The organism is Prosthecomicrobium sp. N25 (assembly GCF_037203705.1).
Classification (GTDB): domain Bacteria; phylum Pseudomonadota; class Alphaproteobacteria; order Rhizobiales; family Ancalomicrobiaceae; genus Prosthecodimorpha.
The window spans coordinates 138,776-157,871 of record NZ_JBBCAT010000005.1; the positions used below are offsets into that span (position 1 = coordinate 138,776).

At 71.2% G+C, this 19,096-nt stretch carries 14 protein-coding genes; 5 read left to right on the forward strand and 9 right to left on the reverse strand.

The window, feature by feature from the left end; translation table 11 throughout:
• Positions 1-15: 15 nt before the first annotated feature.
• The 3 genes from ligA (at position 16) to WBG79_RS25110 (ending at position 3,695) form a co-directional block, all read left to right on the forward strand.
• Positions 16-2,136 carry an NAD-dependent DNA ligase LigA gene (gene ligA, locus WBG79_RS25100; protein ID WP_337359983.1) on the forward strand — a complete coding sequence of 707 codons (2,121 nt, stop codon included), beginning with the start codon at positions 16-18 and terminating at the stop codon, positions 2,134-2,136.
• Positions 2,137-2,390: 254 nt separating this feature from the next.
• Positions 2,391-2,639, forward strand: a complete 249-nt coding sequence (locus tag WBG79_RS25105; RefSeq protein WP_337359984.1) for a hypothetical protein — start codon at positions 2,391-2,393, stop codon at positions 2,637-2,639.
• Positions 2,640-2,681: 42 nt separating this feature from the next.
• Positions 2,682-3,695: an FkbM family methyltransferase gene (locus tag WBG79_RS25110; RefSeq protein WP_337359985.1), complete on the forward strand. Its 1,014-nt coding sequence runs from the start codon at positions 2,682-2,684 to the stop codon at positions 3,693-3,695.
• A 32-nt stretch (positions 3,696-3,727) separates the two neighbouring features.
• Here WBG79_RS25110 and WBG79_RS25115 read toward each other — a convergent pair whose 3' ends face one another.
• The 8 genes from WBG79_RS25115 to WBG79_RS25150 all read right to left on the reverse strand — a co-directional run bounded on the left by WBG79_RS25115 (position 3,728) and on the right by WBG79_RS25150 (position 15,510).
• Complete coding sequence (locus WBG79_RS25115) at positions 3,728-5,545, reverse strand: aminopeptidase P family protein (RefSeq protein WP_337359986.1); 1,818 nt, start codon at positions 5,543-5,545, stop codon at positions 3,728-3,730.
• A 64-nt stretch (positions 5,546-5,609) separates the two neighbouring features.
• Positions 5,610-6,497: a 50S ribosomal protein L11 methyltransferase gene (locus tag WBG79_RS25120; RefSeq protein WP_337359987.1), complete on the reverse strand. Its 888-nt coding sequence runs from the start codon at positions 6,495-6,497 to the stop codon at positions 5,610-5,612.
• A gap of 35 nt (positions 6,498-6,532) precedes the next feature.
• Positions 6,533-7,459: a 50S ribosomal protein L11 methyltransferase gene (locus WBG79_RS25125; protein ID WP_337359988.1), complete on the reverse strand. Its 927-nt coding sequence runs from the start codon at positions 7,457-7,459 to the stop codon at positions 6,533-6,535.
• 16 nt (positions 7,460-7,475) lie between these two features.
• A complete protein-coding gene (locus WBG79_RS25130; RefSeq protein WP_337359989.1) occupies positions 7,476-8,177 on the reverse strand; it encodes a hypothetical protein in 702 nt (233 codons plus the stop codon).
• The gene (locus tag WBG79_RS25135; RefSeq protein WP_337359990.1) at positions 8,174-9,757 is read right to left on the reverse strand and encodes a sensor histidine kinase; all 1,584 of its coding nucleotides are present in this window, start codon (positions 9,755-9,757) and stop codon (positions 8,174-8,176) included. The genes WBG79_RS25130 and WBG79_RS25135 overlap by 4 nt, the downstream gene beginning before the upstream one ends.
• 238 nt (positions 9,758-9,995) lie before the next feature.
• Positions 9,996-12,611: an ATP-dependent helicase gene (locus tag WBG79_RS25140; protein WP_337359991.1), complete on the reverse strand. Its 2,616-nt coding sequence runs from the start codon at positions 12,609-12,611 to the stop codon at positions 9,996-9,998.
• A gap of 104 nt (positions 12,612-12,715) precedes the next feature.
• On the reverse strand, positions 12,716-14,068 hold the full coding sequence (locus tag WBG79_RS25145; RefSeq protein WP_337359992.1) for a DUF1501 domain-containing protein: 1,353 nt from the start codon (positions 14,066-14,068) through the stop codon (positions 12,716-12,718).
• A 2-nt stretch (positions 14,069-14,070) separates the two neighbouring features.
• A complete protein-coding gene (locus WBG79_RS25150) occupies positions 14,071-15,510 on the reverse strand; it encodes a DUF1800 domain-containing protein (RefSeq protein ID WP_337359993.1) in 1,440 nt (479 codons plus the stop codon).
• 238 nt (positions 15,511-15,748) lie between these two features.
• On the opposite strand from WBG79_RS25150, the gene WBG79_RS25155 reads away from it, so the two are divergent.
• Positions 15,749-16,978: an MFS transporter gene (locus tag WBG79_RS25155; RefSeq protein WP_443147509.1), complete on the forward strand. Its 1,230-nt coding sequence runs from the start codon at positions 15,749-15,751 to the stop codon at positions 16,976-16,978.
• On the opposite strand, the gene WBG79_RS25160 is transcribed toward WBG79_RS25155, so the two are convergent.
• Positions 16,975-17,463, reverse strand: coding sequence for a thioesterase family protein (locus tag WBG79_RS25160; protein ID WP_337359995.1), 489 nt, complete (start codon positions 17,461-17,463; stop codon positions 16,975-16,977). The genes WBG79_RS25155 and WBG79_RS25160 overlap by 4 nt on opposite strands.
• A 136-nt stretch (positions 17,464-17,599) precedes the next feature.
• Here WBG79_RS25160 and WBG79_RS25165 point away from each other — a divergent pair, with 136 nt between their 5' ends.
• On the forward strand, positions 17,600-19,015 hold the full coding sequence (locus tag WBG79_RS25165; protein WP_443147510.1) for an FAD-binding oxidoreductase: 1,416 nt from the start codon (positions 17,600-17,602) through the stop codon (positions 19,013-19,015).
• Positions 19,016-19,096: the final 81 nt, after the last annotated feature.

A 19,096-nucleotide genomic window follows, 5' to 3' on the forward strand; every position in this document is an offset into this window, starting at 1 on the left:
AGGACGACGCGACGCATGCCCAGGCCCGCCCCCCAGATCCCCGTCGACGACCTGACGCCGGCCCAGGCCGAGGCCGAGCTGGCCCGCCTCGCCGCCGAGATCGCCACGCACGACGCGGCCTATTACAGGGAGGACGCGCCGCTCGTCTCGGATGCGGACTACGATGCGCTGAGGCGCCGCAACCTGGCGATCGAGATCCGCTTCCCGGAGCTGAAGCGGCCCGATTCGCCCTCCGAGCGGGTCGGAGCGGGGCCTTCGGAGAAGTTCGCCAAGGTGCGGCACGCGGTGCCGATGCTGTCGCTCGACAATGCCTTCGCGGACCAGGACGTCGTCGACTTCGCCGACCGGGTGCGGCGGTTCCTGCGCCTCGGGGAGGCGGAGGTGGCCTTCACGGCGGAACCCAAGATCGACGGCCTCTCCTGCAACCTCCGCTACGAGGGCGGGCGCCTCGTCTCCGCCGCGACGCGGGGCGACGGCCTGGAGGGCGAGAACGTCACCCTCAACGTGAAGACCATCCCGGACGTGCCCGGCGTGCTGCCCAGGGGCGTGCCGGAGATCGTCGAGGTGCGCGGCGAGGTCTACATGGGCCACGCCGAGTTCGCCAAGCTCAACGAGCGGCAGCGCGAGGCCGGCGACAAGGTCTTCGCCAACCCGCGCAACGCGGCGGCGGGATCGCTGCGGCAGCTCGACTGGCGAATCACCGCGGCGCGGCCGCTGCGCTTCTTCGCCTATGCGTGGGGCGAGATGAGCGCGATGCCGGCCGAGACCCAGATGGGCATGGTGCAGGCCTTCGCGGACTGGGGCTTCGTGATCAACCCGCTCCTCGTGCTGGCGCGCAGCACCGAAGAGCTGCTGGCGCACTACCGGCGGATCGAGGCGTCGCGGGCCTCGCTCGGCTACGACATCGACGGCGTCGTCTACAAGGTGGACCGGCTCGACTGGCAGCAGCGGCTCGGCTTCGTGTCGCGCAGCCCGCGCTGGGCGGTCGCGCACAAGTTCCCGGCCGAGAAGGCGACGACGATCCTGCGCGACATCGAGATCCAGGTCGGCCGGACCGGGGCCCTGACCCCGGTCGCCAAGCTCGAGCCGGTCACGGTTGGAGGCGTCGTCGTCTCCAACGCGACCTTGCACAATCCGGACGAGATCGCGCGCCTCGACGTGCGCAAGGGCGACACGGTCGTGGTCCAGCGGGCCGGCGACGTCATCCCGCAGATCCTCGGGGTCGTGGAGGGGCTGCGGCCGGCGGAGGCGGTGCCCTACGTCTTTCCGTCGGTCTGCCCCTGTCCCCTGCACACCCCGGTCGTCCGCGAGGAGACCGCGACGGGGGCCGAGGGGGCCGTCCGGCGCTGCACGGGCGAGTTCGCCTGCCCGTTCCAGCGACAGGAGCACCTCCGCCACTTCGTGTCGCGGCGGGCCTTCGACATCGAGGGGATCGGGGAGAAGCAGATCGAGTTCTTCTTCTCCGACCCCGACCTGCCGGTGAAGGAGCCCGCGGACCTCTTCACCCTCGCGGAGCGCGACGCGGGCAACCTCAGGAAGCTGAAGGACAAGGAGGGATTCGGAGCGACCTCCGCCGCCAAGCTCTTTGCCGCCATCGACGAGCGGCGGACGATCAGCCTGGAACGGCTCGTCTATGCGCTTGGGATCCGCAACGTGGGCGAGACCACGGCGCGCAGCCTGGCGCGGGCCTACGGATCGTGGGAGGCGTTCCACGCGGCGGCGGTCGCCGTCGCGGCGGGGGACGGGCAGGCGCGCGAGGAGATGGACGCCATCGACCAGATCGGCGAGACGGTGATCGACTCGATCGGACGCTACTTCGCGGAAGAGCACAACCTGCGCATCGTCGAGCGGCTCGTCGAGCAGCTGACCGGCGGCATCCGGGACGCCGAGCAGCCGAAGTCCGACACGGCCGTGGCGGGCAAGACGATCGTCTTCACGGGCACGCTGGAGAAGCTCACGCGCGAGGAGGCGAAGGCGCAGGCGGAGCGGCTCGGCGCCAAGGTGTCGGGCTCGGTGTCGGCGAAGACGGACCTTGTGGTCGCCGGCCCGGGCGCGGGCTCGAAGCTCGCCAAGGCCCGGGAACTCGGCGTGGCGGTGATCGACGAGGACCAGTGGATCGCGCTCACGGGCCGTTAGGTTCCGAGGAGCGCAGGGGTCGCCGCTCGAGACGGTTCGGGGCCTGCTCAGTCCGGGCAATCGCGCGCCGACGACGGATCAGGGCGCTGATAAGTACTACCCACTATCGACTTCGGAAACGGTCGATAACTTCGTTTTTCCGTAGCCCGCCGCTCGAGCCTATGGTTAATCGCAGGTGTACGGAGCGGACGAGGCCGGAAAGTCGAGCTTCCGCACCCTCCGGTTTTCTGCGGGCGACCATTCGATTTCTTATCATGGGTGCTTTTTCCCTATCCCCCCTGCAGCGCGCGGCGCTCGAAGCCGCGGCCCGGTCGCCCCTCAAGGCGTTCCGCCGGGGCTATGCGGCCGACCGGTTCGGGCCGTTCCACCGCATGACGACGATCGCGTCGCTGGAAGCGCGCGGGCTGGTCGAACGGCGACGAACGGGTAGTATCTGTCGTGCCACGCCGGAGGGGTTGGCCCGACTCGCGGCGGCGCGGGATCTCGCGCCGGCAGATGCCTGACGGTTCCCTCGATCCCGCGCAGGCACCGACAGGCGGAGCCCCATGTTCGTCTCCTACGCGCAGAATTTCGAAGACGTTATCCTCAACCGCCTGTTCGCCGACCGGGAGACCGGCACCTACGTGGACGTGGGCGCCTCGCACCCGGTGATCGACAGCGTCACACACGCCTTCTACGAGCGGGGCTGGTCGGGGCTGAACATCGAGCCGCTGCCGGAGCGCATCGCGGAGCTCGACTACGCGCGGCCGCGCGACCGCAACCTGCGGATCGCGGTGGCGGAGGCGGCGGGCACGGCGACCTTCCACGCCTTCCCGAAGTGGCACGGGCTCTCGACTCTCGACCCGGAGGTCGCGGCGGCGATGCGGCGCTGGGGCGACGAGGCGCACCCGGTGGAGGTGACGATCCGGACGCTGTCGGAGGTGCTCGCCGAGGAGAAGGTCGGCGCCATCGACTTCCTGAAGATCGACGTGGAGGGCGCGGAGGGCCGGGTCCTCGCCGGTCTCGACCTGACCCGGTGGCGCCCGGTGGTGATCCTGATCGAGGCCACCTATCCGACCACGTCGGAGCCGAGCCACCACGGCTGGGAGCCCGCGCTCCTCGCCTGCGGCTACCGCTTCGTCCTCTTCGACGGGCTCAACCGCTTCTACCTGCGCGAGGAATCCTCCGAATTCGCCGGACGCTTCAGCCTGCCGCCCAACGTCTTCGACAAATACGTGCGCTGGCAGGATGCCGGCCGCCCACTCGCCCACGAGGCGCATCCGGAGCACCGCTTCGCCCGCCACCTCGCCGACGCTTGGCTCGCCGACATCGGGCAGGTGGACGAGGCGGCGCTGGTGCGGCTCCTCGGGTCCGGCATCCCGCCGCACGCGATGGAGAAGCCGATCACGGCGGAGAGCTTCGCGGACCTGTGGCGGCGGGTGTTCGGCGAAGACGTTCCGGCCGGCGCCGCGGAGGCGGTGGCGGCCAACGACCCTAGGCCGACGGTCGCGGCGACGCTCAAGGGCCTCGTCGCCTCGGAGCGGTTCCGGCGCAAGCGGAGCCGGCTTGCCGGCTGGTGAGCCGGTCCGCCGGCTGGTGAGCCGGGACGGGCTCAGCCGAGGCCGCGCGTGGCCTCCTCCAGGAAGGCGCGGGTCTCCGCGTCGACCAGAGGGCCGACCTCGGCGAGGACACGGGCGTGATAGGCGTCCAGCCATTGCAGTTCGGCGCGGGTGAGGAGTTCCGGCGCGATCAGTCGACGGTCGATCGGCGCGAGGGTGAGGGTCTCGAAGGCCATCATGGGACGGTCGCCGCCGGGGATCTCGGCGGGCTCGGTCACCAGGATCAGGTTCTCGATGCGGATGCCGAAGGCCCCCGTCCGGTAGTAGCCGGGTTCGTTGGAGAGGATCATGCCCGGCTCGAGCGGGACCATGCCGGTCTTGGCGATCCGCTGGGGCCCCTCGTGGACGGAGAGGAAGCTGCCCACGCCGTGGCCGGTGCCGTGGTCGTAGTCGAGGCCCGCCTGCCAGAGCGCGGCGCGCGCGAAGGCGTCCAGATGGCCGCCGGCGGTCCCCTTGGGGAAGCGGGCGGTGGCGATGGCGATGTGGCCCTTGAGCACGCGGGTGAAGCAGGCGCGCATGGTCTCGGTCGGGGTGCCGACCGCGATCGTGCGGGTGATGTCGGTTGTGCCGTCCCGATACTGGGCGCCGGAATCGATCAGGAACAGCGTCCCGGGCTCGACCGGGCGGTTGGTCTTGCGGGTGACGCGGTAGTGCACGACGGCGCCGTTCGGGCCGGAGCCCGAGATGGTGTCGAAGGAGATGTCGACCAGCTCGCCCGTCTCCCGTCGGAACGCCTCGAGCGCCTCGACGACCGCGATCTCGTCCAGGCCGCCCTTCGGCGCCTCGCGGTCGAACCATGCGAGGAAGCGGGCGAAGGCCGCGGCGTCGCGCAGATGGGCGGAGCGGGTGCCGGCGATCTCGGCGGCGTTCTTGCGCGCCTTCGGGAGGATCACCGGGTCCTCGCCCTCGACGAGCTGGCCGCCGGCCTCGCGGATGCGGGTGGCGACCGCGGAGGCGACCCAGGCCGGGTCGATCAGCACCGCGGCCTTGCCGGCCCCCAGCGCCTCGAGGGCGGGGGCGAGGGCCGCGGGCTCCTCGACGTCCGCCAGGTCCTCCAGATGCGCGCGCTCCTCGTTGCCGAGCTTGCGGCCGTCGATGAAGAGGCTCGGCCGGCCGTCGCGGCGGAGGATCGCGAAGGAAAGGGGCAGGGGCGTGTGCGGCACGTCGGCGCCGCGGATGTTGAAGGTCCAGGCGATGGAGTCCGGCTGGGTCAGCACCACCGCGTCCGCGCGGCGCTCCGCCAGGATGCGGCCGAGGCGGGCGAGCTTGTCGGCGGGGGCCTCGCCGGCGAAGTCCAGGGGCTGCAGACGGACGCGGCCGAGCGGCGCGGCGGGCCGGTCCGGCCAGATGGCGTCGACCGGGTTGCCGTCGACGGCCACCAGCGTGGCGCCCGCGCGCTCGGCGGCGCGCTCGAGGGCGCGGACCCCCGCGACCGTATGGAGCCAGGGGTCGTAGCCGAAGCGGGCACCGGCGGGGAGGGCGGTCTCCAGCCAGACGCTCGGCGGGGTCGCGACCAGGTCGACCGGCTCGTAGGCGGCCATGTCCACCTGCTGGCGGACCTGCAGCGTGTAGCGGCCGTCGACGAAGACTGCGGCGCGGTCCCTCAGGACTACGGCGGCGCCGGCGGAGCCCGAGAAGCCGGTCAGCCACTTCAGGCGCTCGGCGGAGGGCGGGACGTATTCGCCCTGGTGCTCGTCGGCGCGCGGAACGATGAAGCCGTCGAGGCCGCGGCGGGCGAGTTCGGCGCGGAGGGCGGCAAGGCGCACGAGGCCGAGGGAGGGGTCGGCGCTGTCGTCGAAGGTCTGGAACATGGGGCGGACCTTAGCGGGGGCCGGACAGGGCGGCAACCGGCTCGGGGCGCACATCGGGCGCTGATCAGCGGCGCCCCTTCTCGAGCACGAGGGCCTGCCAGTCGTCCCGCTCGACGCGGCCGGCGAGCCGAAGGCCGTGGGGCAGCCAGGCCGAGAGGACGCGCGGGGCGTCGCTCCTGCGCAGGCCGGACAGGACGACGGTGGCCCGGGGCGCCAGGGCGCGCGCGACGGGGGCGGCGAGCAGCATGAGGGGGCGGGCGAGGATGTTGGCCACGACCAGGTCGTAGGGGGCCGCCTCGACGAGCCGGCGGGCGCGCATGCCGTCCGCCACCAGGCATTCGACGAGGCCGCCGACGCCGTTCAGGCGCACGTTGGCCTCGGCGATGCGCACCGCCACGGGATCGATGTCGGTGGCGATCACGGGCACGCGCAGGACACGGGCGGCCGCGATCGCCAGGACGGCGGTGCCGGTGCCGAGGTCGAGCGGGCGGACGAAGCGGCGCTTCAGGAACAGGCGGTCCAGGGCGGCCAGGCAGGCCCAGGTGGTCGCGTGGTGGCCGGTGCCGAAGGCGAGCTCCGCGTCGATCTCGATCGACTGGCCGGTCGGCGGGCGCTTGGCCCGGTCGTGTCGGCCATGGACGAAGAAGCGGCCGGCGCGGACGGGCTTGCGGATCTCCTCGCTCATGGCGATCCAGTTCGTCGCGTCGTCGAGGGCGGTCGCCGTGATGGCGAGCCTGTCGGCGACCGGGCCGAGGACAGCGCGGACGGCGGCCTCGGCGGTCTCGGGCTCGTGGTCGAACAGGATCGCGTCGACGGTCCAGATGCCGCTGTAGGCCGGGGTCTCCTCCTGGGTGACCGGATAGCCATCCGCCTCGAAGGCGGTCTCGAGGAGGGCGGCGAGCACGGGTGCGTCGGCGTCGCCGGCTTGGAAGCGGACCTGGACGGTGGGCATGGGCTACTCGCGGATCGGGGCTCGGCCGGCCGCCTTCATGCACGGCGGCGGGCGCCGGGTCCAGCGCCGGGACGGCGGAACTGCAGGGATGCCCATTCCCGGGTCACCAGCCGGCCTTCGAAGATCAAGCCGCGGGCCCGGTAGGCCGAGACGAGGCGGGGCTCCTCGCCGATGCGCAGTCCGGCGATGACGAGCGTCGCGCCCGGGGCCATGAGGGGGACGATCCCGGGAGCGAGCCGGGCGAGGGGGTCGGGCAGGATGTTGGCGAGGACGAGATCGTAGGGCGCGCCGGCCCGGATGCGCGCGTCGCCGAGGCCGTCGGCGAGGAGGGCGGCGAAGCGGCGGGAGACCGCGTTGCCGGCGCGGTTGGCCTCGGCCATGCGCACGGCGACCGGCTCGATGTCCGAGGCGACGACCCGGGCGTCCGGCACCGCGCGGGCCAGCGCCAGGCCGAGGATGCCGGTGCCGGTGCCGAGGTCCAGCACGCGGCGTGGGCGGCGCGCCCGGAGGATCCGGTCGAGACGGGCGAGGCTCAGCCAGGTGGAGGCGTGGTCGCCGGTGCCGAAGGCGGTGGAGGCGGCGATGACGAGGTCGCGGCGGCGGCGTTCGCCCGGCGGGGGGGCGTTGTGGTCGCCGAAGACGCGGAAGGCGCCGGCGATGATCGGGGGCAGGTCCGCGAGGCCGGCCGCGGTCCAGTCCTCCGCCGCGAAGGGACGGACCGTCAGGCCCGCGAGCGCCTCGCGTATCCCGGGAACGCCCTGCTCCAGCGCGCCGGCGAGGCGGTCCGCGAGGGCGTCGCGATCGGGTCGGCCGGTGAACCAGGCCTCGAGCCGCCAGCGTCCCCCGCCGATGTCGAAGGCGCCGGCGGCGTCGGCGCCGGCCCGCTCGTCGTCGCCGAGGCGGTCCGCGACGGCGGTCACCAGCGCGGCCGGGCCCTCCAGCGTGGCGAGGTAGGTGGACACGCGTCGGCCGGCTCCGTCAGCGGGGCTCGCCGGAGCCGCCCGGGGGGATCGCGTCGAGCAGATCCAACTGGGCCTTCAGCGACTCGATCTGGCCGGCGGCGGACAGGACGACCCCGTGGGCGATCTCGGGATCTCCCGACGAGAGATGGCTGTCCGCCGCGGCGAGGAAGCCTTCCAGCCGGTCGAGCGTGGCGCGCATCTTGGAGACGACATCGCGCATGGTGGAACGGTCCTCTGTTCCCTGCGGGGCGGACGTCTGTCCCGTCCCAAATTCGGACATGGCGCGCTTGATGGCGGCCGCGGTGAGTTCGCCCTTCGAGAGAACCCGCAGCCGCGCGCTCGGGTGATAGACCTCGAGCATCTCCTCCGGCGAGAGGTTCGACAGGACGACCACGGGCGGCCCGTTCTCCCGCGCCAGGCTGGCGGCGATGATCTGGGCGGAGCTGTCCGGCCCGACCCAGAAATCGAACACCAGCAGATCGAAGGACTCTGAGGCGAGCCGGCGCTCGGCCTCTGCGATCGAGGGGGCGACCGTGATGCGGCGCGGGTCGAGTCCCGCCTTGCCGGCGTACCAGACGAACAGCTTGGCGTCGGCCGGATCGTCCTCGACCAGGAGAATCGCAGGACCCTTGCCGTCGGGCGAGGGCGGAGCGACGGAGCCCTGGGTGGGGGCCGGCCGGCGGCGGATCGGCATGTGCAGGATCTTGGCGGTGGTCATGGGCGCGCGGTCGCCTCCAGGCTGCGTGTAGAGCGGGTGGGGCAGAGAACGCTGCCGCGCGGGATGACGAGAGAGAAGGTGGAGCCCTCGTCCACCCGGCTCTCGACTTCGATTGTCCAGCCATGGCGACGGGCGGCGGTCGCACAGATGGCGAGCCCGATGCCGGTGCCGGCGTATTCGTCGCGGCTGTGCAGGCGGCGGAAGGGCTCGAAGATGCGGCGCTGGTACTGCATGTCGAAGCCGATGCCGTTGTCGGCCACATCCAGGGAAAGGCCGCGACGGCGGTGCTCGCTGGTGCTCACCCTAATTTCGACTGGGCGGCCGGGCTTGCGGTACTTCACGGCGTTGGCGAGGAGATTTTGGAGGATCTGGCGGACCTGCACCATGTCGCCGCTGACAGCGTGGGCAGGGTCGACGGCGACCTCGACGGTCGCCCCGGCCGCCTCGATGTCGGCGGACAGGTCCCGAACGACGTCGTCGACGAGGGTGGCGAGCGAGATCGGCACGCGCTGGAGTTCCGCGTCCGAGGCACGGAAATAGTGCAGCAGGTCGGTGATCATCGTCTCGGCCCGCGCGGCGGCGTTCTGGATCACTCCGGCCGCCTGCTCGATCTCCTCGGGGTCGTCCCCGTCCAGCGTCTCCCGAAGCATGTCCGAATAGCCGACCAGCTTGCGCAGCGGCTCACGCAAGTCGTGGGAGAGGATCCGGCTGAACTGGCTCAGGTTCTCGTGCGCCTGGCTGAGCTCCCGGTAGAGTGCCGCCAGCTTCTGATGTTGCCGGCGGATGTTGTCGGACAGCGCCCGGGCTTCGGTGTTGTCGCGGCCGACGCTGAAGATCTCGATGACGCGGCCGTCCGGCCCGAAGATCGCACGGTCCGTCCAGGCGAGCCAGCGCAGGGCGCCGTCGCTGCGCAACTGCTGGTTCTCGTGCATGGTCAGCGGGTTCTCGGGCGTCATTGCGGCGATCAGGTCGAGAACCTCGCGGGCGAGTTCCGGCGACAGGGCGTCGGTGGCGCGCCGGCCGACGATCTCCGTCTCGGCGATGCCGAAGAACTCGCAATATTTCCGATTGACGAACACCACCGTCGTGTCCGGCAGCGCGCGGATGATCAATTCCGGGACATAGGCGAGCGTTTCCCGGTTCAGGCGCTCCTGCTCGACGACGCGGCGCTGAGCGTTGTTTCGCGCGCTCACGTCGGCCAGGATGGCCAGGCATCGCGCATTCGAACCCTCGCCCTGCATGGTGGCGCTGATCTCGACCTCGAGCACGCTGCCGTCCTTGCGGCGGAACTCCTGGGGCTGCTGCTTGAGGACGCCGGTCCGGGAGAAGGTCGGGAAGAGCACCTCGTGCGAGTAGATCCGGCTCGCATCGGTCAGGAACTCGCCCGAAAATCGGCCGATGACCTCGTCCCGCCGGTATCCGAGGACGCGCAGCCACTCGTCGGAGACCTCGATCAGGCGCCCGCAGCCGTCGACGGAATGCATCATGGCCGGGCTTTGGCGGACGATCTCGCGCCACTCGTCCGATACGACCGGAGCCAACCGGGGCCTGTGGCCTGACTGCGGCAGGACGTCGAGCATCCGGGCTCACCCCGTTCTGGTCTGGTCTGGAATTCCTCGGTGGCACCCCGAGCCTGCTCCGCCTGCCGGCGGCTGTCGATGCGGCACCGCAACGCAACGACTCTGATGCAAATCGATTGATTTGCATTTGATCCCTATCATGGACCGAGACCATTCAGCTTATTCACACTGGAAAAAATACAGAAGCGTTCCCCTGTAACGCAACGTAAGTGCGTATTTTCCTGCAGATCAAGCAGTCTCAGGGACGGGCGACGAAGCTGTCGAGCACCCGCTTGCGACCGGCGCGGTCGAAGTCGATCGTCAGCTTGTTGCCCTCGACTTCGGCGACCGTGCCGTTGCCGAACTTCTGGTGGAAGACGCGCTCTCCGACCGCGTAAAGGGGTTGCTCGGTGGCGACCGACTTGGCCACTAGCGCGCCCTCGATCACGGCGCCGGCGCGGCGCTGACGCACCGGATTGCCCCAGCGGTCGCGCATCTCGTCCCGGCGGCCATGGCCGGGCCCGGCGGCGTAGCCGGCCCGCGCCTCCTCGAAGCCGCCGGCCTCCGCCGCGCCCGCACCACTATCCTCGCGCAGCTTGCGGGCACGCTGCCAGCCCGGGGACGTGTAGGACGAGCCGAAGGGGTCCATCCGGTCGAAGCGGCTCTGGGTGTAGCCGCCATAGTTCGAGGAGGGCTCGACCACGTCGACGTGGGCTTCCGGCAGTTCGTCCAGGAAGCGGCTCGGGATGGAGGAACTCCAGGAGCCGTGGATGCGGCGGTTGGACGCGAACCAGATGCGGGCGCGCCGGCGGGCACGGGTCAGGCCTACATAGGCGAGGCGCCGCTCCTCCTCGAGGCCGGCCCGGCCCGATTCGTCGAGGGCGCGCTGGTGCGGGAACAGGCCCTCCTCCCAGCCCGGCAGGAAGACGGTGTCGAACTCCAGACCCTTGGCGGAATGGAGCGTCATGATGGTGACCGCGTCCACCTCCGCCTGGCTGTCGGCGTCCATCACGAGCGAGACGTGCTCCAGGAAGGCCGGCAGGGACTCGTAGTCCTCCATGGACCGGAGGAGTTCCTTGAGGTTCTCGAGACGGCCCGGGGCTTCCGCCGAGCGGTCCTGCTGCCACATCCCGGTGTAGCCGGACTCGTCCAGGATGATGCCGGCGAGCTCGGTATGGGACAACGCGTCGAGCTGGTTGCGCCAGCGGCCGAACGACGTGCCGAGGTCCTTCAGGGCGCTGCGCGCCTTGGGCTTCAGCTCCTCGGTCTCGACGATCTCGGCCGCGGCCTGCACCAGGGGGATGGACCGAGCGCGCGCGAAGGTGTGCAGCTGCTGGATGGTGGCGTCGCCGAGGCCGCGCTTCGGGACGTTGACGATGCGCTCGAAGGCGAGGTCGTCGGCGGGCTGGCAGGTGACGCGGAAATACGCCAGGGCGTCGCGGATCTCGGCGCGCTCGTAGAAGCGCGGGCCGCCGACCACCCGATAGGGCATGCCGAGGGTGACGAAGCGGTCCTCGAATTCGCGCATCTGGAAGGAGGCGCGGACCAGGATGGCGATGCCGTTCAGGGGATGGCCCTGGCGCTGGAGCCGCTCGATCTCCTCGCCGATCGAGCGGGCCTCCTCCTCGGAATCCCAGGCCGACGCCACCTTGACCTTCTCGGCGTCCGGGTCGGAGAGGTCGGTGAAGAGCGTCTTGCCGAGCCGGCCCTCGTTGTGGGCGATGAGGTGGGAGGCGGCGGCGAGGATATGGCTGGTGGAGCGGTAGTTGCGCTCCAGGCGGATCACCTTGGCGCCGGGGAAGTCGTGCTCGAAGCGCAGGATGTTGTCGACCTCGGCGCCGCGCCAGCCGTAGATCGACTGGTCGTCGTCGCCGACGCAGCAGACGTTCTTGGAGCCCGTCGCGATCAGGCGCAGCCAGAGATACTGGGCCACGTTGGTGTCCTGGTACTCGTCGACGAGGATGTAGCGGAAGCGCTGCTGGTAGTCGGCGAGCACGTCCGGGTGGCCGCGCCAGATGCGGATCACGTGGACGAGAAGGTCGCCGAAGTCGCAGGCGTTGAGGGTGCGCAGGCGGTCCTGGTAGGCTTGGTAGAGCGCGGCCCCCTTGCCGTTGCCGAAGGCGCGGCCCTCGAGCGGGGGCACCTCGGAGGGGCCGAGGCCCTTGTTCTTCCAGCTGTCGATGAAGCTCGCCAGCTGGCGGGCGGGCCAGCGCTTCTCGTCGATGCCCTCCGCCTGGATGACCTGCTTCAGGAGCCGGAGCTGGTCGTCCATGTCGAGGATGGTGAAATCGGATCTGAGGCCGACCAGCTCGGCGTGCCGGCGCAGGACCCGGGTGCCGATCGAGTGGAAGGTGCCGAGCCAGGGCATGCCCTCGACCGCCTCGCCCACCAGGGCGGAGATGCGGTGCTTCATCTCGCGCGCGGCCTTGTTGGTGAAGGTGACGGCCAGGATCTGGCTCGCACGGGCGCGGCCGGTCGCCAGGATGTGGGCGATGCGGGTGGTCAGGACGCGGGTCTTGCCGGTGCCGGCGCCGGCGAGGACCAGGAGCGGGCCCTCGGTCGACAGGATGGCCTCGCGCTGCTCGGGGTTGAGGCCCTGCAGGTAGCCGGTCTCGGCCGGCATGCGGGCGCCGGCGGCGCGGGCCGCGATGCCGCCCGGGCGGGGCGCGGGCGCATCGACCGGCCGGTTCGTGGCGGGACGGGCGGGAGCCGGGCGCACGTCGAAGGGCGGCTCCTCGAAGGGCGGCTCGTCTTGCGCATCGGTTTCGGGACCGGACGCAAGGGGAGCGTCGCCCGGGAAGCCCTCCGCGAAGGGATCGTCGAAGGCGTCGTCGGCCGAGGCCGACGAACGGGAAGAAGGCTTGCCAGCGGCCATGGATGTTTCCGACTCGTTCTCCGCGAGCCTTTATATAGATCATGCGGCAGGGATGCGGCAGGGCGGGCCTCGCCTCTCCCGCGCGACGGCCCGGCCGGTCCGGCTCACATCATCGCGGCATTGAGCCGGCGGAACTTGGCGATCCCTCTCGCGGACCGCGGGTTCTCCGCGACGCTGTCGGCGGCGAGCGCGGGCGCGGGCGCGGTGGCGGCCCTCACGAGGCCGGTCATCGGGGCGATCGCGCCGCTGCCCGGGAATACGGCCGTGTCGAGCGTGGTCCGGCCGACGCCGAGGTGGTCGGCGAGCAGGCCCTTGAAGACGGCGCGGAGATCGGTTGTCGGCCTCAGGTCGCGGCCCTCGTAGAGGTTCGCGGCGGCGAGGCCGGGCCAGTCGCCGTAGACCTTGCCGCCCTGGACGGAGCCGCCCGCGAGAAGCGCGACGGTGCCGACGCCGTGGTCGGTGCCGTAGGTCCCGTTGGTCTTGGCGGTGCGGCCGAATTCGGTGACGCAGGCGACGACGGTCTGGCTCCAGGCCGCGCCGGAGACCGTTCGGAAGTCGTCGAGCGCGGTGTCGAGCTGGCCGAGGACGGCGGCGAGCGCGCTCGCCTGGTTGATGTGCGTGTCGAAGCCGGTGACCGACAGGACGGCGATGCGGGGCCCGGTCGGCTGCGCCATCAGGGCGGCGGCGCCGCGGAACGATTTCTGCAGGGAGGTCAGGGTGCCGGTCGTCGAGGTGCCGGCCGCGGTCGCCATGGCGTTGGCGGCGAGGCCCCGGGAGAGGTTGTCGTAGAGCACCGGGTCGGCGGTCCGGTAGAGGTTGACGAGGTTGTTGTCGAAGACCTGGTCGGGGCGGCCGAAGGCGGCGGGCGACCAGCCGAGGACGGGGGCGGGCCCGGCGAGGATCAGCGGGGCCGGGCCGACCTGCAGGGCGCCGTTGACACGGACGGGGCTGCCGGCCGGCAGCGCGGTCAGGAGCCGGTTCAGCCATCCGCTCGGGGCGGTCGAGACCTGGCCGGGCTGGCCGTTCTCCAGATTGTCCTGGCAGTCGAAATGGGAGCGATTGCGCAGCGGCACGCAGGCCGCGTGCACGACCGCGGCTTCGCCGGCCTGCACCATGGCGCCGAATTTCGGCATCGCGGCGTTGAGGCCGAAGAAGCCGTCGATGGCGATGGTCGAGGCGGCCGGGATGGCGAGGCCGCCGCGCAGGGTCACGTAGTCGGGGTCGCCGAAGGGGACGACGGTGTTCAGGCCGTCCATGCCGCCGCGCAGGACGACGATCAGGAGGCGCGGGTCCGTGGCGCTGCCGGCCTCGGCGAAGCCGGGGACCATGGCCCAGGAGAAGAAGCTCGCCGACAGGCCGAGGACGGCACGCCGACTGAGGGCGAGGCGGGACTCCTCGCATCCGGCCGCAGCGGCGGCGGCGATGCGCGGGTCGATGTCGTCGTGGTCTTGCGCCATCGTCAGCTCCGCAGGAATTCGGGGGTCATGAACAGGGTGGCGAGGCCGCGCCGGGTATCGGGCCAGAGGGTCACGGCCTGCAGCGAGGCGGCCGAGAGGGACCCGGGGTAGAGCTGGGCGGCGAGATCCTTCGGGGCCGGGCCGGCGTAGCCCGACTGGACCATGCCGGCGACCATGTAGGCGGCGTCCTCGCGGACCCGGACGGCGTCCGGGTTGATCCACGCGAAGCTCTCGTCCGGATAGCCGTCCGGGGTCAGGCACTGCCACGGGGCGTGGTTGAGAGTGGAGAGGGCCCAGTTGACGGCGTTCTCGTTGGTGGTGTCGACGGCCTTGCCGGACGCCCTGAGCTGGGCGACCATCGACAGGTAGGGCGTGCGGATGCGCGAAAGCGGCGCCGACCAGGCCTCCGGCATGAGCACCAGGGCCCGGGCCATCGCCTTGAGGTCGCCGCCGGACCTGGTAAAGGCGTCGACGAGCGTCTTCACCATGGCGGCCGTCGGCGCGTCGGTGACGAAGTGGACCAGCATGCGGAAAGCGAGGTGCTGGGCGGTGGCGGGATGGGCGGCCAGCATGCGCAGGACGGCGAGGCCCTGCTGCTGGCCGGTGGCCGGCCAGCTCCGGCCGAGCACCGTGAAGGGGCCGGGCTCGTGGCCCTGGTCGCGGTAGACGAACTGGCCGACGACCGCCTGGGTGGCCCCGAGCCAGCCGTTGTCCGCCTCCCACTTGCTGACATAGGACCAGCCGGTCAGCACATTGGCGAAGTTGGTGACGTCCGCCTGCGTGTACGGGCCGCCGACGCCGAGGGTGTGGAGCTCGAGGGTCTCGCGGGCGAGGTTCTCGTTGTAGCCGAAGTGGGCGCCCTTTCCGATCGGCGAGTTCGGTCCGTAGGACTTCTGGTTGTCCAGGTAGGTGATCATGGCCGGGTGCTGGAACACCGCGAGCAGCATGTCGGAGAACTTGCCGAGCACGGTCTTGCGGATGACGTCCCGCTCCCATTGGCCGATGGTGGCCCGGACCACGTCGTTCTTGCCGCGGTTCATCGAAAAGTGGTTCGACCAGAACAGGACGAGGCGCTCGACGAAGCCGATCTCGGGGGCGAGGTGCTTGGCGTAGCGGGCGCGCAGCTCCTGCTTGTTGAGGGTGTCGGCGCCGCTGAACCCGGTCGTCCCGAGTGCGCAGGCCGCCGCGTAGGTCGGAAGGGCCGGGTCGGAGATCAGGGCGATGTTCGGCGTGTCCAGCTCGGCGAGGAGCGCGTCGCGGGCCGCGTTGGCGCTGGCGGCGAGGCGGGCGGCCGTGCCGCCGGGCTTGGCGCCGAGGCCGAAGCGCTGCAGCGCGATGCGCGCCTTCATCTGCGGCGTCAGGACCGGGGCGGCGGTGGTCGTGGTCGCCCCCGCGGTGCCGGCCTTCTTGCGCCGCGTCTCGTCTTGCATGGCGTCGAGCATGGTCCGCCTCCGGGTCGATCGCGGAGGGGACGTTCGGCCGCCGTCTCCTAACGGGTCCTGAATCCGATCGGTGAATGACGCTTCGTCAGCAACCAAGATTACCCAAAGGCAAAGCGGCTCCGGCACAGTTTAACGGAGGGCGCGCCCGCCCCGCGCGGCGGGCGTCACCCATGCGGCTGCGGGGCTGGCCGGGGGCGACGGGGATCGGCATAGTTGCATCCCCTCGTCGTCCCCCGGAATGGATCCCGCCCCCGTGAGTGTCTCCTCCTCGTCCGATGCCGCCCCGGCCGGGCCTGCCCAGACCGGTGCGGTGGCCGGGATCCTGGTCGCGGTCAGCCTCGGGCACTTCATCAACGACACCATCCAGTCGCTCGTGCCGGCGATCTACCCGATCCTCAAGGACGGGTTCCGGCTCGACTTCGGGCAGATCGGCATCATCACGCTGGTCTGGCAGCTGACCGCCTCGATCTTCCAGCCGCTGGTCGGCATCGCGACCGACCGGCGGCCGCAGTCCTACAGCCTCGTCGCCGCCATGGCGCTGACCTCGGTCGGCGTTCTGATGCTGGCGCGGGCGGGGAGCTACGGAGCGATCCTGGCGGCGGTCGCGCTGGTCGGGCTCGGCTCGGCGGTGTTCCATCCGGAATCGGCGCGGGTCGCCCGGCTCGCCTCGGGCGGGCGGCACGGCTTCGCCCAGTCGATCTTCCAGGTCGGCGGTAATGCCGGCTCCGCTGTCGGGCCGCTGCTCGCGGCCTTCATCGTGCTCCCCTACGGCCAGGGCGCGATCGGGTGGTTCGCGGCCTTGTCGATGGCCGGGCTCGTGCTGCTGGCCGGGGTGGGACGCTGGTACGCGGCCCACCGGCGCAAGCCCGCCGCCGCGGCGGCGCCCCGGGCGAGCGGGGTCGACCCCCGGCAGGTGACGATCGCCATCGCGGTCCTGTGCCTGCTCGTCTTCTCGAAGTACTTCACCTACGCGGCGATCTCGAACTACTTCACCTTCTACCTCATCGAGCGCTTCGGGCTGTCGGTCGGCGAGGCGCAGGTGCGGCTGTTCCTGTTCCTGGCCGCCACCGCCGTGGGCACGCTCGTGGGCGGACCGATCGGCGACCGGATCGGGCGGCGGACCGTGATCTGGTTCTCGATCCTCGGCGTCCTGCCCTTCACGATCGGGCTGCCCTACATGGGGCCGGTCGGCGCGGTCGTCTGCGCACTCGCGACCGGGGTGATCCTGGCCTCGGCCTTCCCGGCGATCGTGGTCTACGCGCAGGAGCTCCTGCCGGGGCGGGTCGGGATGGTCAACGGGCTCTTCTTCGGCCTCGCCTTCGGGATGGGCGGCCTCGGCGGCGCGCTCCTCGGAGAAATGGCGGACGTCACCGGCCTGACCGTCATGTTCCAGGCGGCGGGATTCCTGCCGGCGATCGGGCTCCTCGCCTGGTTCCTGCCGGACCTCAAGGGCGCGCGCCGGAGCTAGCCGCGCCGCGGGATGCCGATGGCGCGGCCGGCCCGCTCGGGCCGGGGCAGGGCGTCGGCGGCGCGCTTCATCGCCTCGAAGCCGGCGCGGATCTCGAGCGGCCACGGGGCGGTGCGCCGGGCCGTCATGTCGACGTGCAAGTACATCTGCTCGCTCGTCGCCGAGACCCAGCCCTCCTCGGCATGCAGGAGCTCGGAGAAGACGTGCAGGCGCTTGTCGTCGACGTCGAGGACGCGCAGCCGGACCCGGACCGGCGTCTCCAGGAAGATCTCGCGCAGGTAGCAGACGTGGATCTCCGCCGTCATGTAGCTCATGGCGCGGGTCTTCACATAGTCCGGGCCGAGGCCCAGGTGCTCGAAGACGGCGTCGGCGGCGCGGTCGAAGAAGACGTTGTAGTAGGCCATGTTGAGGTGGCCGTTGTAGTCGATCCAGGCCGGTTCCACGGCCATGATCGGCGACAGGGGGAGGGTCAGGTCGGCGTCCATTCTGGGTCCCGCAATCCTTGCATAGCCCGAAGAGCCTAACCCTCCGGGACGCCTGTCGTCATCCGGTCCCTTCTGGTAGCGTCCGCCGGCCTCGACGATCGGCACCGTCGCGGCGCGCGGCGGGGAGGAGACAACCATGGACAAGCCCGGTTTCATGACGGCGCGGCCGGATCCGGCGACGGTCGAGACGGCGGTCGGCATCCTGAAGCAGCGCTTCGGCGAGCGGCTGTCGACCTCGCAGGCGCTGCGCGAGCAGCACGCGCACACCACGACCTGGATCCCCGTCGAGGCGCCCGACGCGGTGGTGTTCGCGGAGAGCGAGGCGGAGGTGCAGGAGATCGTGCAGGTCGCCGCCGCGCACCGGATTCCGATCGTACCCTTCGGGACCGGTTCGTCGCTCGAGGGGCACCTCAACGCGACCTTCGGCGGCATTTCGATCGACCTGTCGCGGATGAACCGCATCCTGGCCATCCATGCGGAGGATCTCGACGCGGTGGTGCAGCCGGGCGTCACCCGCAAGCTCCTCAACGAGACCCTGCGCGACACCGGCCTCTTCTTCCCCATCGACCCGGGCGCGGACGCCTCGCTCGGCGGCATGGCGGCGACGCGCGCCTCGGGCACCAACGCGGTGCGGTACGGCACCATGAAGGACAACGTGCTGGCGCTCAGGGCCGTGACGGCGGACGGGTCGGTGGTGAAGACCTCCCAGCGGGCGCGCAAGTCGTCGGCCGGCTACGACCTGACGCGGCTCTTCGTCGGCTCGGAGGGCACGCTCGGCATCATCACGGAGCTGACCGTCAAGCTGCAGGGCATCCCCGAGGCGATCTCGGCCGGCTCCTGCCCGTTCCCTTCCGTAAAGGCGGCGGCGGACGCCGTCATCCTGACCATCCAGGCGGGGATCCCGGTGGCCCGCATCGAGCTCCTGGACGAGCTCCAGGTGCGCGCCGTCAACACCTACTCCAAGCTCGGCCTGCCGGAGACGCCGCTTCTGCTTCTCGAATTCCACGGCACCGACGCCTGGGTGGCGGAGCAGTCGGAGCGCTTCGGCGAGATCGCGGCGGAGTTCGGCGGCGGCCCCTTCACGTGGGTGACCAAGCCGGAGGAGCGTTCGAAGCTCTGGCAGGCGCGGCACGACGTCTACTGGGCGAGCCTCGCCTTGCGGCCGGGCGCCAAGGGCGTGTCGACGGACGTCTGCGTGCCGATCTCGCGGCTCGCCGAGTGCATCGACGAGACGAAGCACGACATCGAGGCGACCGGCCTGCTGGCCCCGATCGTCGGGCACGTGGGCGACGGCAACTTCCATGTCCTGCCGCTCGTCGACGTGGAGAACGCCGCGGAGGTCGCGGTCGCCAAGGCCTTCATCGAGCGCATGGTCGAGCGCGCGATCGCGATGGAGGGCACCTGCACGGGCGAGCACGGGGTCGGGTCGGGCAAGATGAAGTACATGCTGGCCGAGCACGGGGCGCCGGCGCTGGCGGTCATGCGCAGCCTCAAGGGGGCGCTCGATCCGCTCGGCATCATGAACCCCGGCAAGATCGTCGACCCCGCGTGACGCCGGGACAAGGCCGCGCCGGCGTCACAGGATCGCCGGATCAAGGCCTTAGAGGTGGCACTCCGCAATTCGGCTTCGCAC